This is a genomic window from Aestuariivita boseongensis, assembly GCF_001262635.1.
Taxonomy (GTDB): domain Bacteria; phylum Pseudomonadota; class Alphaproteobacteria; order Rhodobacterales; family Rhodobacteraceae; genus Aestuariivita; species Aestuariivita boseongensis.
The window spans coordinates 1-17,101 of record NZ_JXYH01000067.1 but is presented as its reverse complement, the minus strand read 5'-3'; the positions used below and the strand labels follow the sequence as shown (position 1 = coordinate 17,101).

Sequence of the window (17,101 nt, the reverse complement as noted above, 5' to 3'; positions counted from 1 at the left end):
GGGGCGTCCCCCCTACCCTCACGACCAATAGGAGTCGCAGTTGAAGTATCGCTCACATTCCCGATAGTTGCCTCGCGCCTCATCCAGTTGCGCGCGGCGCAGATCCATCTCGGTGCTCAGCTCATTGTTCGCATTGATCCATACGGTCTACCAGATGATCCAACCAGAGTGCATGGCAGCAAAGAGACAAATGCCTTATCTGGGCGAAATTGAACTGCATCTGCACCGCTATTTCGCTATCACGGGCTGTCATGATTCGATCCTGGTTCCAACGCCGTTCGGCAAAGCTTGCACACTTCGATCCGGTCGCCCCGCCGCAACCGTTCATCGCTGTGGGTGATGTGCACGGACGGGCCGATTTGCTCGATAAACTGCTACAAAGCGTTCCAGACGTGCCGTTGATCTTTGTCGGCGACTATGTAGACCGGGGCGATCACAGCGCCGATGTGCTCCGTATTCTGAAAGCCCGACCCGATATCACCTGCATTGCAGGTAACCACGAACAAATGATGCTCAAGTTCCTACGTGAACCGGAGGAAGAAGGCCCGCGTTGGCTTCGCTATGGCGGGTTACAGACTCTTGCCAGCTTTGGGATTACCGGGATCACTGAATCAACTACAGGCGGTGCTCTTACCTGCGCGCGCGACGCGCTGATGGCGCGCATGGGCGACGACCTGATTGGCTGGGTGTACGATTTGCCTACCTCGGTCACAGCAGGCAACGTTACGGTCGTTCATGCTGGCGCCGATCCCGCTCTCCCAATCGAGCATCAGACCCGTCGCGTCTTGCAATGGGGCCATCCCGAATTCCGTCGTACCCCGCGGCGGGACGGCATGTGGATCGTACATGGTCACACGATTGTGGACGAAGCGTACTTAGAAAACGGCCGTATCGCCGTGGATACGGGAGCCTATGCCACAAGCCGACTATCTGCGGCCTTCATAGGCAACGGAGAAGTCATCTTCGACCACGTTTAATCTCGCTTAACTTTTGATGGCCGCAAGGAATAGTTCTGAGCTGACTTCAGAACGGGCTTCTCAACATCGGGGAGCCTCAATCTCAGGACACAACAACGTCTCACTGGGCATTACAGATCGTTGTGTAGCTCAACAGTTGAGTAACGATATGGCGCAGAGAACCTGCATGGTCGCATTTACCAAATATTAACTTTCATCATGCAGCATTGTGACCAGCCAACTCAGGATGGATCAAATGCAAGATGATCGTCATCACGTTTTGGAGGGGTTCCCAAGCCTTGAGATTGCGAAGATGAGTTCGAGCCGCCTATCTAAAAGATGGGAATCAAAGCGTGATTTTATTCGAACTTTCTATGAAGGATTTACCAGCGTCGGTGAATGTCCAGCCTCGCTCAATTCCTAGCTCTCGTCGCCCTCTTGACACTGACTGCTCCAGGGTTCGGAACTTTGCACTTTTCGGAAAATATATGCTGTCGAATTCCTGAGCTATAGCGATTAACTTGCGTGCTGATAACTGTACAGCACAGCTAGGATCGTATTTATCCTTGTATGCTTGTCTTGCAATCGAATGCGCAAGGTAGAAAAGAAGTAACGCTCGAACGAGATCGTCCTGCTCAAAATCACGCTTCCGCGCACCAATCGCGCCTCTGGCGCGCGAAAGCTCTTTCTCCTTCATCCTTAAGAAGCGTGACAGCACCCGGCGAAAATCATTCAAATTCCGCTGATCACGCGTGTGAGTACAAGCCAAGCTCGTCTCCCCATCGCGTGAGAGCGTCTGTTTGTAAAACAGGCTATGCACTACCCTCCTCACTGGAGATCTATCAGTCATCTTACGCAATGTACCTTTTGGTAATTGGCTCAACCCCTGTTATGTCCAGACGCCCCGGTATCATTCTGCATCGACCAGCGCTTTGGCTATTGCCTGTAGAATGACAGCATTCGTGTTTATGTCTGTATAGTTGGTGGTTACCCTTCCGTTGTGGTCAAAAATGCTGGAAGCAAAACCCCTTTTTGTTCGACAGCGCTCTCTAACGAAATCTCGGAGAAAGAACGAATAATCATGTGGTTTATAGGACGCCCACAAAAATGCGGCTTTGCTGCTCAAAACGAGATGTTGTTTCCAGAATTCACGGGTCATGTAGTTTTCATCATGCCCCACGGTGTCGAGAGCCCAAGTTCGCTCCGTCGCATCTATCTGTAGACCCTGGTACGTAAACCATGGGGCGACATCGATAGGTCCCTCAGAAACAGCGATTGGCCTTCCAGACTCAAGAAACTCCTCATATTGAGCCGCGAAAAGAACCTCTGCAAGATAAGAGCTCGGCTCCGACATCCCGAGCTCCATTGCTTCAAGCAGAAGCGGTTCGGCACCGAGAGGTCCAATCCACGAAACTGTTTCGAGGAGTGCCACCTGTCGGTCGTACGCAGTTAGCTCATCGGCTTGCTCATAGGGCGACAAAGCGTCGACACCCCACCGACGAAATGCCAAAGCCGCGTAATGCGCGCTATGGGAGCGAAAAACCGATACCAGCTCACCAGAAACAACCGAATGCACATGTCCATCGATGACAGTCTTATCAAGATCCCATGTTCCAACCAGCTCGGTCAGTCGGTCATCAAACCCGGCAAATTCTCTCAGACCATAGAGAGCCGCCAATAGCCGTCCCGCATCACTCCCGTCGAAATCTCTGTTGCCCCATTTTTGCCGATCTACACGCAACCACCCTTGAGGCAAGAGGCGGCCCTGCGACTCGCGACCACGTATCTGAGTCAGGATTTGCGATATACGGCGATCAAATTCCTTGCGCGAAACTAGTCCAATCTTGGACGCTGCTATAAGGGCGTTTATATGACTGCCTACATCCCACATTGTGACGGTCGAATGCTTGGTCTCACCGCCTGCTGAATAGTTTACAGTTGCGGGACATAGCCCCGTGGAATCGATTGTATTTTGCTCGAAGTAGCTCCAAGCCACCTTCGCGTCCTGGACCAGCAAGTCGGTTTCGACTTGTGAAGGAGTTCTAGGCCGGGCTTCGGCCTCCAAACGTGACACGAGCGTTCTGCGTTGATGCGTCATCTCTGGTCCCGAAGGCATTCTTGATCGCCCCAGGGCCGATATCGGTACGAACTCGGTGTAGTCCCTTCGAGCGAGAGAAATCAGCTTACGAATAACTGCTGCGCGCGCGAATGCAGGCTTGATCGCTTCTGGTCTGATGAGAAGTACGGCATCACTTGTATGCGCCAGGTGCTCATCAATTTGAATCATAATTTGTACGTTAGAAACATCCAAACAAGGAAGACTGAGAACTGCATGCTCATTTAGCCCCTCTGGCTCATCGTTGAGATCAACCAGCAAAATTGCATGTCCGGGCGGCAGTCTTCGCAGCGGGCTCTCTTCGTCCCTGTAGCTGTTGAAAGACCCATCATGTAAGACCGTCTTGAGTTTCTTGGCCCCCAGTTGATGATTGGCGGCCACCGACGGTATCCAATATATCCTGTTTTGTTCTCGGGTATCCCCTACTGCCAAGTTCCCAATACTCACAGGAAAGCCAGCTTCACTCAGTTCTTCTGAAAACTGCTCGACAAGATCCAGATCTTCCTGTCTCGTTCTGTCATCTGTCGCAAGATGAACAGAGATGTGCCTTTGGAAGGAATAATTATCACGGAGCAAAACATCCGAGATTCTCTGCACTGAGTTTTTTCCCATTGTCTCAGCTTGTATAAGATCTGCCGCTAGATTGTTTGCCTGTTGCGCCAACCGGCCTATAGCGATCGATTCCAACTCAAGTGCGGACAGATAATAGATAGACTGCGTTACGTTGGAAGATTCCTCTATTTGTACCTTCTCATAGGATTCGAGATTTAATCTTTTCCCACCATAGAAACGCACGACGCCATTATTCCAGTTCTCCGAGCGAACAGGCTCTGTGGACCTAGGTACGACCAGAACAGAACGTATCCCGGCGGAACGAACACCAGTTGGCTCTTCTGGGTTTTCGACATCATCGCAGGCAACTGTAGTAAAATGCGTTTGGGCAGAGATACGACGCCTATGTTTTAACAATATATTTTGCAGCTCGTAGATTCTGTCGCGCGCTCCTCGAGCTTGGAAATATTCTGATTTAAAGGAAAGCTCGGGGAAATTGACCGCAATTTCCATGAAATCTCCTTTAAGAGCATAGGCGGTCAATAGGCGGGATAGATCATCCTTTCCATAAGCCAATCCAGCTTGTGTCTTCAGGGGATCCACCACACAAGTGAAGGGCACACCATGTTCAAAAAACACATCGAAAAGGGTGATCAGATGATCGACAGACGCGCACGCCGATACATCTGTGATAACCAAATTCGAAATTCGCGAGTGAACCGTTATCGCATTTGCGCGCAGTGCAACTGGCTGGCAACAAAGAGCTGAAACTGTACTGATAAGAAACGATCTGCGCTTCACACCGTTTTCTCCAGTAACAGGAAGTCGTTTCCTTTCCTTTTGGAACGACCCCACGCCGCCAAACTCCCGGATATGGCTCTTAGCAATGCGCGATACACTGTAAAATATAGGATTGGCCTGTAGAACAGTCGCTGGAGTGGCCAAACCCAAAGCAGGGAACAGTTTGCTCGACGATCACTGATCACCGCAAACAGAGAAATCATGAGCTCTGCCAAAGGTAACGCCAGATACGCCCAGATTAAGCTTGGCGATAGCAAGGTCTGCGCCGACCCTACGTCACCAATCCATTCTCCCTGAAGATACTGATAAAGCAGTACTAAGACTAATATATCCACAATGGGGGCAAGCAACGGGAATAAATACCCGAACACGAACATGTCGGGTATTGAAATGCAACCAACGCTTCGGCCTTCTCGCAGTGCACGTTTGTGCTTCCAGGCAGCTTGGAACATTCCCAGCGACCAACGCAACCGTTGCGCCATTAGACCACGAACAGAGTCGGGCACTTCTGTCTGTGCGATAGCCCGCTCGTCATACACAATGCGGTAACCTGCGCGGCTTATGGCCATTGTGACATCAGCATCTTCCGTCATGGTCTCATCGCTGAAAAAGCCCACCCGCCTGAGCGCTGACACCCTCCATGCACCGAGGGCGCCAGGAACGACCAGAATTCCATTTATTGCATCGAACGCGCGTCTTTCGAAATTCTGTGAGGTTATGTACTCCAAAGCTTGCATACGCGTGAGCAGGTTAACACGGTTCCCGACCATGACTTTTCCCGCAACTGCGCCGATCTTTGGGTTGGCAAAATGCTCTGCGAGTTTACCGATTGCATCACGCTCAACCTGAGTGTCCGCGTCGATACAAACAGCTATCTCTGCATCTAGTGTCGACAAAGCCCTATTCAGGGCTGCCCACTTACCCTGATTGGGCTGTAGGATCACGCGGACATTTTGCCTATGTTTGAATTTCAACACTTCGTTAAGCGTGTTGTCCATCGAGCCATCATTGACAACAACGATCTCAATATTCCTGTACGTGCTTGCCAAAACGCTTTCAATACAGTTGGCAACTGACTCTTGCTCCTCAAAAGCCGGAATTATGACGGCGACTTTAGGGTTTTCCATAGAAGACAGAATCTTGTGCCGCCGGCGAACGGTTGCCAAGCACAGGATGATCGCCGCGCGCCCGACACCAATGAGGAGAACAGTCCAGAATACAATACTGACAAGGCTCAATGTGCCCGAAGCGAATGTGAACGAAAGCCTATCAAATGTTTGCAGATATCCTTTAGCTTCAGGCATCAACGTACTCTGGGAAAGACCGAGAACCTTGGACGCAGTCGTAAATTCGTACCCCAGAGACTTAAGTGTCTCGATAATGACCGGAAGTGCTTCCACAGAGGCCTCCCGGCGATCACCGCCATCATGTAGCAAGATAACGTTCCCGTTTCCTGCAATGACCTCTTCAATCACGTAGTTAGCGATCTGTGCCGCAGAGATTCCAGTCCAGTCCTTTGGCACAATATCCATCCCAAAAATGATGGAGCCACGCGCTTGTACGTACTCCAAAGGCGGGACGCGGCTGGCGCTAGTGGGACCGCCACTCCGTAGGAATGGCTCACGGTATAAAATCGTATGATGTCCAATAGAGCTTGCGATTATTCTGTCGGTTAGATCATGCTCAAATGCCGTTCGTGCTTGCGAGATGAGATCCATTCTTGGATGGGAGAACGAATGCGCTCCAATTTCATGTCCTTCAGAGAGCGCACGCTTCAAAACCTCAGGCTCTGCCATGACGCTTTGTCCAAGCGCGAAGAAGACAGCTGGTGTTTGTGTGTCCCGTAAAACATCCAGAACACGGGATGTGTACTCAGCATGTGGACCGTCATCGAAAGTTAAAACCAGCTCATTCGGAGCAAGGCGTCCATACCGCTCTATCAAGTATGGGCGAGGATATTGTGTGTATTCTTGAGAGATGACCTGACCGGTGCCCGAATCGACATCGAACTTTCGAAAACCAACTTGTGGGCTTTCAATCACGCGCAGTGCCGGCCCTCGTCCTGAGTACCTGACAAAGTCATTGACGGGAACCGACGTGAGATGAGGCGACGACAACGCCTTCACTCGCTCCTCGGCCGCCAGCAACGGCCAGATACCTGGATCTTCGAATCCTAGTGACCAAACTCCGATGTTTTGGACGTTACGCGCTTCTAGCTTCAACAGCTGGTTGTGCAGAGATGCCGCATCGAGCATCCAGAGTTTCTGCCTGGTTCCATCAGCCGTTGAAAAAGCCGCATAGCCGCCGGAAGTCTCCGAATTGAAGGAAAACTCGGCTTCGTATTCTAATATCGTCGCCATCGCTTCACCAAATGGCAATTGGCTTGGAAGCGGCACGCCCGTTTCCCACTTGGTCGCGAAGTTTCCGAGGGCAAACACAAGCCGAGATGGGTCAACCACGTCAAGCACGCGATCAACAACGTCAGAGAACCAAGCATCACCAGCCAATGGGACAGGCGCCGAACCCACCCACGGCTCGTAAAACGCCTTAACAATTACATGATCAAAGTTCTGCAGCTGGTCCTGGCCAAGCTGAAATACCTCGCTGCTGCTCAGGATGATACACGATCGCATTTGTCTGCTATCCAGCGCAGATCGAAATAGTTGCAGGAAACCAACATTTTGGCTTACGGCAGTGTCTCGAAATTGGCTGACATCCAAGCACGCGCCCTGTGCCCGCATGCTCGAAAGCGTCTCCAACATTTGGCGCAAAATGACTTCCATGGTTTCCGGTGCGCCCATCTTTCCGCTGAAGTCGGACGCGATTGGAAGAGTCTGGACTTGCAAGCGAGGCATTACTTCCACAACTCGCCTCTTAGCCGCAATTTCTTCCAGAACAGGGGATCTGGTGTCAGCAGAAGCCACGTCCAGTGAAATCCCATCTAGCCTTTCTGACAAAGTGATCCAATCTGGCACAAGCACATCTATGACATCGCAACTGCGCGAGATCGACAGATGTGCCCACTCGAGTGAAATCGGAACGTGCGCGAAGATTCTCTTATGGACTGGGGTTGAAGCCATCGCTGCGAACACAGGTGGCTGCCTTTGGGCGCAGTTCACCGCTGTGTTGACGGCGGCGTTCTCAAGTCTGTTACCTGGTTCTTCACCCACGCCCTTTTTTAAGGCTGTTCCAATGAAGCCCACTGAAGAAGGTTGTGCCTGAGATTTGTTTGCAGGTTTCACGCTGAGGAAGAATGTGGCGCACCATACAATCAATAACACTAAAACAGCGTGAAAGGCTCTTCGCACACGTTTCTGTCGACGCCGCTTAGGATCGCAAAAAACACTCATCGCTGTCGTTTGCGTTGGAAGTGGGTTCAAATGGAACTCGAAACGTCTCCGCGCCATAGTTGTATTATGGCCGTACAGCACGAATGTGCTTACAGCCCTCCCCCAAGCTGAAGATATTTCTTAGAATGCCAATCAAAGACAGGTGTCCCAAGAATGACGTAGCCTGAGCTTACTCCGGCTACAAACGTAAGGCCCCCACCCTACGCTCGGTGACACAGCCCATCCCTACCCTGAGCCACTGCACCGTGCACTGCATGTCGATTTGGTCTACATGTCGCCTACTTTTCGCCACATTGCCACAGAATCTCACAACTGCGTGCAAGACTGTCTTGAAATGCGGCAACAATACCTGGCTTTTTCACACATCGTCGCGCCTTGACATACTATTGGGGCGAGTCAAACGACCATGAAATAGCCATATTTGGTCGTGTGAACCGATTCGAAGTCAGAATGCACAGGTTGGTCCATTAGCCAAACCTACTCAGATGGAGTCGCTAGAAGGTCTTTTGGAATGTTTGTGAAGCACAATTCTGTACACGGTAGGGACGGATCGAACGCATTGTTCTCAGAATGAGCCCTGTAGAGAACCGAATGTGACGGTTGAGTATAATTCGTTTGTCTTACTCTGATTGCATCGCTAACGTTGGATGGCTGTCACATCTCTGTAGTGACAACAGACAGACTACCCAGCCAGCTCCTGCACATCTTCCCCCGAAGAAGAATTGCAGGAGCAACTGGGTTGAGAAATCCGCACAAAGCCAGTTTGCCAGCCACCGCTGGCCCTCCGATGGGTGAAACACAAAGGTCTCATTTTGCAGGCCAACCTCGGGGGGAAATCCAAGGTAGCTCAAAGTACAAAGTAAATAATGACCACCGTCCTTCTATAAACGCGTTGTGGAAACGGTGTGTTTATTAGACTGATCTTGACGATACACGACGTGAACAGCCATGGGTATTTGGTGGTAGAAGGGGGTTGTTATGTTAAAAGCCTGTCTAGTAAGTACTTCTTCGGTTCTTGTCGCTCTAAGTCTGGCGAGCACAGGGCTAGCCGACGATCTCCCTTCTGGGGCACGAACGCCAAGTCATAACTTAGTGGCATCTGCATATGCAGGGAAAACTGATCTTTGGAGAGAGGACTGCGAGGGTGGTATTTTCTTTTCATCGAACGGCGTGGCAAGTGCTTGGTGTGCTGAAAATCCAGACAACTTCGCCGCAGGTCCTTGGAGCGTAGACGACCAAGGACGTTTGTGCACAGACCTCAACTGGTACTGGCCGAAAGCAAGCACAGGTGGCTCAGGTATGAGTTCTGGCGGTCGCAATTGCATTATGCATGTCACGGATCCTCTCGGAGGATTGTGGCGCAGTTGGAACGGTACTGATTGGTGGAAAATGCGACCGAGTACTTCGGGTTTAAAGCCGGGATATGTTTTCAAGGAAAACGTTGAGAAAACAAGGCGTAAGCTTGGGTTGTAATCAGGCGATCTTGATTAAGTCGTTACATACGGCCGGCGAGATTTCTGCTGAGTTCACTGTCGACCCACCGTTTTATCTTGGTGCTCTCGATAGAGTTGCTGAATAATTTGTGGCAACTCAAGGGTATCAAAAGGTTTCATAAGCACGTCTAGCACACCTGGCTCACACCTGTTTTCAGCACTTACCGAATCTGCCTTGGCCGTGAGAAAAACGGCACATATCTGAGAAAAGCCTTGTAGCTTTCGGATCCGCTTGAGGAGCGAGAACCCGTCGACATCGGGCATCATTACGTCCAGCAACAGAAGATCGGGCTTCGCTTCCGCGACCTTCGACAACGCCTCTTCACCGGACGTATATTGCACCACAACCATCTCACCAAAGGTACTCAAGAGACACTCGTGCGAGTGTCAGAATATCGTCATCGTCATCAACGTGAACAATTCTTGAGCGTTCGCTCACATTCTAAATCCTGTGTACGATTGGCTGAAACGTGGCCCAGAACCGTACCTTTGTCAGCTCGATCGATCCAGAAAATAACGATCGAAAGGTACTATATGTTGCAGATCTTCTACCTTTGGGAGAATCAATGACTAAAATCGTCCTTAGCGCTGGGAAGCACACTTAGAATCAGATCTCTTAAAACTTTCCATCTTCAGTCACTGCGTCGCTGTAAGAAGTGACGTAGAGCAGAACTATCGCTCCGGGTAGGTCAGGAGCAGAGACGCCATCATTGAAAACAGATTAAGCCGCCAGCCTGCCAATAGTCAGGTGTTCGTTACGCCAAACGGCTGCTTCGTGCGCCTTCAACTCCGGCAGAAACAGTTGTAACCCCGTAATACTTTTTTCGTGGAAGATACTGGGATGTCCCTTTCTTAAACTGGACATTGCAGAACGGCCTATCATCTCTCGCGACAAATCTCCCAAGAACAAGCTTTCACTCCAGAGATTCTCAGAATTCAGAACTTCGTGGGACTCGAGCAAAATATGAAAGTACTCAACGCCCTCTTTGGGGGTTATGGACCTGATCCTCGTGCCATCGATAAGGTGCTTTATCGCGCATAACACTTTCTCCGAAGCAAACAGACACTCAGTGAGGTGGTCTGCCAAAAGGATGCGATGATTGGGCGAGAGGATAAGTGCCCTCTTGGGATTGTCGACGCCGAAGGCACCTGCCTCGATCATAACCGGACGCAAGTTCGGGTTTCCAATGATGTCCTCGTGGGTGAGTTTAGTGGAACCAATCCAAACAATCGCTTTTGGGCCGCTGGTTGTAGTCACCAAGTCACCCACCTCGAGCTGCTCAACACTCCGCGCACCACTGGGCGTGTCTAACCGGGTTCCTCTTGAGAAGCAGATCATCACGTCAGTGGACGTGTTTAATGCTCCGAGGGGAATCGCTCCATTCGGCATAGCATCCATCGTGAGAAAGCTATTGTAGTCCGGATTTGTTAAGAAATAGTAGCGCTGGTCTGTCATATCATCCGTTATGACGACGATTTCTTCTCCGCGCAGATCCAAGCCATTTACGTTCGCAAACTTGTTACTCTCCGGAAGCGTTCCAGAAAACTCCACGGTAAAAAATCGCGCCACACCATCGATATAGAGCAGCGTGTCCGGATCTGAGGCCCCGTTGTTGAAGTCGAGTTGGTAATCTCCGAGTGGTCCAATCTTTTCGAAGCGAAGTTCAGTAGTGGGTGTTTGTGTCGTAGTTTCGGAGTTAACTGCCCCATTGTTGGCTGCAGAGCTATCTCCTCTCGAGTAGAATATAAATCCCATACCTAAGCCCGCCGTCGCACACTCACTGAGACAGGAAACTCCAGAAGTTTGTTACGAGTATGGAAATAATGCGGCAATCAAGGGAGAACTGTTGATAAGCTCGATTGAACTGGTCCGCCAAACCTCAGAATGTCAATCCGTCTGGTCGACTGTGGTTCGGAGCCGTTATTCTCCGCTGCGCGACGCGGTGGCTCGCGCTGATCTCGAGCTTCCATATGACCGCGCAGCGGCTATACTCCTAGCATCGGAGGCACGCTCGTTTGTACTTGTCAAAAACAGAGCTCATCATCCGCTATGCCGCGTTTGCCGCGCTTGCATCTTTAGCAAACCTTGGAGCACAGCGCATGAGCATTATTTGTAGTGACTAGCCTCCGTACTTCGTGACAATCATGCACGCGGTTGCTAGGTCAACGCATAGTCCTGGGAATTACGAGGTTTCTCCTTTGCAGATCAATAAGACCCCCCTGCCCGGCGTGCTGATCCTGACCCCCGCCCGCCATGGTGATGCGCGCGGGTTTTTCAGTGAAAGCTGGAACAAGGCTCGGCTAGCGGAACACGGGATCGACATTGATTTCGTCCAGGACAACCACTCGCTCAATCGCGACGCGGGTACGATCCGCGGCCTGCATTTCCAGACCCCACCCCATGCCCAGGCCAAGCTGGTGCGCTGCGGACGCGGGATGCTGTTTGATGTGGCCGTCGATATCCGGCGCGGCTCTCCGACCTATGGCCAATGGTTTGGGGTCGAGCTCAGCGCCGAGAACGGCAAACAGCTTCTTGTTCCGGAAGGCTTTGCACATGGTTTCATCACCAGGCAGCCCGATACTGAGATCATCTATAAATGCTCGGATTACTACGCGCCCGAAGCCGATGGCGCGATCCGCTGGGACAGCTGCGGTATCGACTGGGGCTTTGACGGTACGCCGATCCTGTCGAAAAAGGATGCCGACGCGCCGATGCTTTCGAATTTCGACAGCCCATTCACTTGGGAAGGCACAGCATGAAGCTTCTGGTCACGGGAGGCGCAGGTTTTATCGGGTCAGCCGTGGTTCGGCTGGCTATTACGCGCGGCTATGAAGTGATCAACCTCGACGCGCTGACCTATGCGGCTTGTCTCGACAATGTTGCTTCGGTGGCAGATGATCCCAAATATGCCTTTGTAGAGGCTGATATTCGAAACGCGCAGGCCCTTGCAGAGGTCTTTACCACCCATAAGCCGGACGCCGTGATGCACCTGGCCGCGGAATCCCATGTGGACCGGTCAATTGATGGACCAGGGGCCTTCATAGACACCAATGTCACTGGCACCTTCAACCTTCTACAGGCCGCCCGAGCTTATTGGGAGGTGGCGGGCAAACCCGATGGCTTCCGCTTCCATCACATTTCCACCGATGAGGTCTATGGCACGCTGGGGGCCACTGGCGCCTTCACCGAAGACACGTCTTACGCCCCCAATTCCCCCTATTCCGCCTCGAAAGCGGCCAGCGATCACCTGGTGCGCGCCTGGGGGGAAACTTATGGCCTGCCCTTTGTGATCACAAACTGTTCGAACAACTATGGCCCCTACCATTTCCCCGAAAAACTGATCCCCGTGGTGATCCTGAACGCGCTGGCAGGCCTGCCAATCCCGGTTTACGGCGCGGGCGAGAACGTGCGCGACTGGCTTTACGTGGAAGATCACGCCGATGCGCTGCTGACGGTGCTGGAGCACGGCGAAAACGCCCGGTCCTATAATATCGGCGGGGAAAACGAGGCCCGCAATATCGACTTGGTGCGCATGATCTGCGCCATTCTCGACCGGCTCAAGCCTGCAGATACGCCTTATGCCAATCTGATCACCTTCGTCACCGACCGCCCCGGCCACGACCTGCGCTATGCGATCGACCCCACGCGCATCCGGACGGAGCTGGGCTGGCGCCCCTCGGTCACGCTGGAAGAGGGGCTGGAGAAAACCGTCGCCTGGTATCTTGAGAATGAGGATTGGTGGCGTGCGCTCCAAAACCGCGAGGGCGTGGGCAAAAGGTTGGGCACGGGCTGATGCATGTACTGGTTTTCGGCAAAACCGGGCAGGTCGCGACCGAACTGCAGGCACTGGCCGCCCCTGATCTGACGATCACCGCCCTGCCCCGTGCGGTTGCCGATCTGGAAGACCCCGCCGCCTGTGCCGCTTTGATTGCCGAAACGGATGCAGACGCGGTGATTAACGCGGCCGCCTATACTGCAGTTGATGCCGCTGAAGAAGATGAGGCCCGTGCCACGGTAATCAACGGCACCACCCCCGGCGCGATGGCCAAGGCCGCCGCAGAACGCGCCCTGCCCTTCCTGCATATCTCGACCGATTATGTGTTTGACGGGCAAGGCACCCGCGCCTTCACGCCCGATGACGCGCTCGCCCCCCTCAACGCCTATGGAAGATCGAAACTGGCGGGTGAAGAGGCGATACGGGCCGCCGGTGGGCCCCATGCGATCCTGCGCACCTCGTGGGTGTTTTCGACCCATGGGGCGAATTTCGTCAAAACCATGCTGCGGCTGTCCGAGACCCGCGACACTCTGAACGTGGTCGCAGATCAGATCGGCGGTCCCACGCCGGCAGACGCCATCGCGACGGCGCTCATCACCATGGCCCGCGCGATGATCCAGGGCAAAACGGGCGGCACCTATCACTTTGCAGGCCGCCCCCCCACCAGCTGGGCCGATTTCGCACGCGAAACATTCGCGCAGGCGGGGCGCGCGGTGGATGTGCAGGGCATTCCCACATCCCAATACCCGACCCCGGCGCGCAGGCCGTTGAATTCCCGGCTGGACTGCAGCACCCTCGAAGCAGAGTTCGGGATCCCCCAACCAGATTGGACAGCGGGCCTGGCCCGCGTGATAAAGGCAATGGGCATATGACACGCAAAGGCATCATCCTGGCCGGCGGCTCAGGAACGCGACTTTACCCGATCACAATCGGCCTCTCGAAGCAGCTGGTGCCGATCTATGACAAGCCGATGATCTATTATTCGCTTTCGGTCCTGATGCTGGCCGGTATCCGCGAGATCGCCGTGATCACTACGCCCGAGGATCAGGACCAGTTCCGCCGCACCCTAGGCGATGGCGGCCAATGGGGGCTGAGCCTGAGCTATATCGAACAGCCCTCCCCCGATGGGCTGGCGCAGGCCTATATCCTGGCCGAGGATTTCCTGGCGGGCGCGCCATCCGCGATGGTGCTGGGCGACAATATCTTCTTTGGTCACGGGCTTCCAGAAGTTCTGGCCGCTGCCGACGCGCGGGACACCGGCGGCACGGTCTTTGGCTATCGCGTGGCCGATCCCGAGCGCTATGGCGTGGTGGATTTCGACGATCAGGGCCAGGCCCGCGCAATTATCGAAAAACCCGAGGTACCACCCTCGAATTACGCGGTCACGGGGCTTTATTTCCTGGATGGCACAGCGCCCGTTCGCGCGCGAAACGTCCAGCCCTCTGCACGCGGTGAGCTTGAGATCACCACCCTGCTTGAGATGTATCTGAAAGAGGGCCAGCTGAGCGTGCAGCAGATGGGCCGCGGCTATGCCTGGCTGGATACGGGAACCCATGGCAGCCTGCTGGATGCGGGCAATTTCGTGCGCACCCTGTCAGAACGCCAGGGTCAGCAGGTGGGCAGCCCCGATGAGATCGCCTGGTCGAAAGGCTGGATATCCGACGCCGATCTGCGGGCGCGCGCAAAGACCTTCGGCAAGAACGATTACGGCGCCTATCTTTTGCGACTTCTGGAGGGGTAAGACCGCGCGCGCATTGACAGCGCGCGCGCCCGGACCCGATACAGACATCCATCGTTAAGGCATTCATAAAAGAGCGGGGGCAGCTCAGATGAAGATTGCAATGATTGGCACGGGCTATGTCGGGCTCGTCTCGGGCGTGTGTTTTTCCGATTTCGGCCACGAGGTCGTCTGTGTCGACAAGGATCCCGCCAAGATCGACAAGCTCAACGCAGGCCAGGTGCCGATCTATGAGCCGGGCCTCGACCAACTGATGGCAAGGAATGTGGAGGCTGGGCGGCTCTCGTTTACGATAGATCTGGCTGAGGCACTTGACGGGGCCGAGGCTGTGTTCATCGCCGTGGGCACGCCGACGCGGCGCGGGGATGGCCATGCGGATCTGACCTATGTGATGGCCGCTGCCGAGGAAATCGCCAGGACCGCCAACGATTACGTGGTCATCGTCACCAAATCGACCGTCCCCGTCGGCACCAACCGGCAGGTGAAACAGGTTGTGCGCAAGGCCAATCCGGATCTTGAGTTCGACGTGGCCTCGAATCCCGAATTTCTGCGCGAAGGGGCGGCCATCGACGATTTTATGAAGCCCGACCGCGTGGTGGTGGGTGTGCAGAACGACCGCGCGGCCGAGGTGATGGCAGAAATCTATCGCCCGCTTTACCTGCGCGAATTTCCCATCATCACCACCGATCTAGAAAGCGCCGAGATGATCAAATATGCCGCCAACGCATTTCTGGCGACCAAGATCACCTTCATCAATGAGATCGCGGCCCTGTGTGAAAAAGTAGGCGCAGATATCAAGCAGGTCTCGAAAGGCATGGGGCTGGATGGACGCATCGGCAACAAGTTCCTGCATGCGGGTCCCGGCTATGGCGGGTCGTGCTTTCCAAAGGACACGAAGGCGCTGGCGAGGATTGGGCAGGATCATTCCATGCCCCTGGAAATCACGGAAACCGTGATTGCGGTGAACGAGGCCACAAAGCGCCGGATGATCGACAAGCTGCTGGATCTGTGCGGCGGATCCTTCAATGGCAAAACCATCGGCGTGCTGGGCGTGACCTTCAAACCCAACACCGACGACATGCGCGACGCACCCAGCCTGACCATTGTGCCCGCTCTGGTGGGCGGGGGCGCCAAGGTACGCGTGACTGACCCCCAGGGACGGCATGAGGGCGAGGCGCTGCTGCCCGGCGTGCACTGGGTCGAAAATGCTTATAAGGCAGCCCATCAGGCTGATCTGGTGGTGATCCTAACCGAATGGAACGAGTTTCGCGCGCTGGACTTAAAACGTTTAGCGCGGAAGATGGCCACGCCGCACATGGCCGATCTGCGTAACATCTATCATCCAAAAGACGCTAAGAGAGCCGGCTTTACGGCTTATGAAAGCGTGGGCCGCGTAGGATTTGCAGAAGCTGCCGAGGGTTAGACGGTAAATTGCAGTGTACCGCGCCTGATGCACTTAATTCATACTTGGCATAATGTTTCGCACGCGAAACATTATGTAAGCAATTTTTACCTATTTCTCACTGCGGATTTTGCGGCAGATCGGCGAGGATGCCAAAAGCATATCGCTACTCCGAGTCTGATCTAACATCAGAGTGTAAGCGAGCGTCCAAATGTTGAGCTTTACGCGCACGCTGTCTGTGGCCTCCCTGAGGCCCTCTGAGCGTATGCTTGACACGATAGCTGCCTTTGGTGTGTCCTGATGCTACGACCCTTCGATTTATGGTGACTCACTTACTCCCCCGGTGCCCCATCCTGTGCGCCGGGGTTTTTCTTTTGTGGTTTTGGGGTGGGCAGCCTTACACCCGCGCGAAGAGATAATCACTAAATCACCTAGGAATGGCTACGCAATTGCCTACTTGAGGCGCCACATTTAGTCACCCTTGTTTGGCTCACCTGTTAATCCGCCCGGGTGTGCCACAACCTTCAGCTCCACTGGCATCACGCTGGTGGAGTTTTTTTTGAACAACGGAATACGTCCCTGGCGTTCCGGACGTCAGATGTTTTCCTATCTGCGGTCTTTGCGCGCAATCAGGACGTGTAGTATAATACCAAGTGAGAATGCTTTTCCATTCTAAACCGCGAAACAGATGAATTTGAGAACAGTGCATTGATCGAGTACAAAGATAGCCTAAATACTCCTATTAGTTGTTTGACATTTTGTTTTGCTATCTTAGGTTGCGATAGCTACGTGTAAATAGTACGTTTTCATCAGGTAGTTAGCACCGAGCTAGTACGTAGTTAGATCGCGTAAGCCCCTGAAATGTGGCGATTCTCTGAATCTTCCAATTTCGCGGCCTGATCCCATCATACTTTTAC

General features: G+C 53.5%; 12 protein-coding genes. 7 read left to right on the top strand and 5 right to left on the bottom strand.

Going from position 1 to position 17,101, the window contains the following annotated elements:
* The first annotated feature begins 251 nt into the window (after nucleotides 1-251).
* On the top strand, nucleotides 252-977 hold the full coding sequence (locus TR61_RS17935; protein WP_050931903.1) for a metallophosphoesterase: 726 nt from the start codon (nucleotides 252-254) through the stop codon (nucleotides 975-977).
* A gap of 325 nt (nucleotides 978-1,302) precedes the next feature.
* Here the strand turns inward: TR61_RS17935 and TR61_RS17930 are convergent, their stop codons facing one another.
* The 3 genes from TR61_RS17930 to TR61_RS17920 form a co-directional block, all read right to left on the bottom strand.
* Nucleotides 1,303-1,653: a hypothetical protein gene (locus tag TR61_RS17930; RefSeq protein ID WP_157440972.1), complete on the bottom strand. Its 351-nt coding sequence runs from the start codon at nucleotides 1,651-1,653 to the stop codon at nucleotides 1,303-1,305.
* Between the two features lie 213 nt (nucleotides 1,654-1,866).
* Nucleotides 1,867-4,425 (bottom strand): DUF3131 domain-containing protein, encoded by a 2,559-nt coding sequence (locus TR61_RS17925; protein ID WP_157440971.1) that lies wholly within the window; start codon nucleotides 4,423-4,425, stop codon nucleotides 1,867-1,869.
* The gene (locus TR61_RS17920) at nucleotides 4,422-7,775 is read right to left on the bottom strand and encodes a glycosyltransferase (protein ID WP_172677019.1); all 3,354 of its coding nucleotides are present in this window, start codon (nucleotides 7,773-7,775) and stop codon (nucleotides 4,422-4,424) included. Before TR61_RS17920 ends, TR61_RS17925 begins: the two co-directional genes overlap by 4 nt.
* A gap of 978 nt (nucleotides 7,776-8,753) precedes the next feature.
* Here TR61_RS17920 and TR61_RS20585 point away from each other — a divergent pair.
* Entirely contained in the window at nucleotides 8,754-9,248 is a 495-nt protein-coding gene (locus tag TR61_RS20585) for a DUF995 domain-containing protein (RefSeq protein WP_082182029.1), read from the top strand.
* 53 nt (nucleotides 9,249-9,301) lie between these two features.
* Here the strand turns inward: TR61_RS20585 and TR61_RS17915 are convergent, their stop codons facing one another.
* A complete protein-coding gene (locus TR61_RS17915) occupies nucleotides 9,302-9,619 on the bottom strand; it encodes a response regulator (RefSeq protein ID WP_050931898.1) in 318 nt (105 codons plus the stop codon).
* Nucleotides 9,620-9,989: 370 nt separating this feature from the next.
* A complete protein-coding gene (locus TR61_RS17910; protein WP_050931897.1) occupies nucleotides 9,990-11,024 on the bottom strand; it encodes a Hint domain-containing protein in 1,035 nt (344 codons plus the stop codon).
* Between the two features lie 443 nt (nucleotides 11,025-11,467).
* Here TR61_RS17910 and rfbC point away from each other — a divergent pair, with 443 nt between their 5' ends.
* From rfbC to TR61_RS17885, 5 genes are all read left to right on the top strand, one after another.
* The gene (gene rfbC / locus TR61_RS17905; RefSeq protein ID WP_245626926.1) at nucleotides 11,468-12,028 is read left to right on the top strand and encodes a dTDP-4-dehydrorhamnose 3,5-epimerase; all 561 of its coding nucleotides are present in this window, start codon (nucleotides 11,468-11,470) and stop codon (nucleotides 12,026-12,028) included.
* Nucleotides 12,025-13,062 carry a dTDP-glucose 4,6-dehydratase gene (rfbB, locus tag TR61_RS17900; RefSeq protein WP_050931896.1) on the top strand — a complete coding sequence of 346 codons (1,038 nt, stop codon included), beginning with the start codon at nucleotides 12,025-12,027 and terminating at the stop codon, nucleotides 13,060-13,062. Before rfbC ends, rfbB begins: the two co-directional genes overlap by 4 nt.
* Complete coding sequence (gene rfbD, locus TR61_RS17895) at nucleotides 13,062-13,916, top strand: dTDP-4-dehydrorhamnose reductase (RefSeq protein ID WP_050931895.1); 855 nt, start codon at nucleotides 13,062-13,064, stop codon at nucleotides 13,914-13,916. Before rfbB ends, rfbD begins: the two co-directional genes overlap by 1 nt.
* Complete coding sequence (gene rfbA, locus TR61_RS17890; protein ID WP_050931894.1) at nucleotides 13,913-14,785, top strand: glucose-1-phosphate thymidylyltransferase RfbA; 873 nt, start codon at nucleotides 13,913-13,915, stop codon at nucleotides 14,783-14,785. Before rfbD ends, rfbA begins: the two co-directional genes overlap by 4 nt.
* 88 nt (nucleotides 14,786-14,873) lie before the next feature.
* Nucleotides 14,874-16,205 carry a UDP-glucose dehydrogenase family protein gene (locus TR61_RS17885; protein ID WP_050931893.1) on the top strand — a complete coding sequence of 444 codons (1,332 nt, stop codon included), beginning with the start codon at nucleotides 14,874-14,876 and terminating at the stop codon, nucleotides 16,203-16,205.
* Nucleotides 16,206-17,101 lie beyond the last annotated feature (896 nt).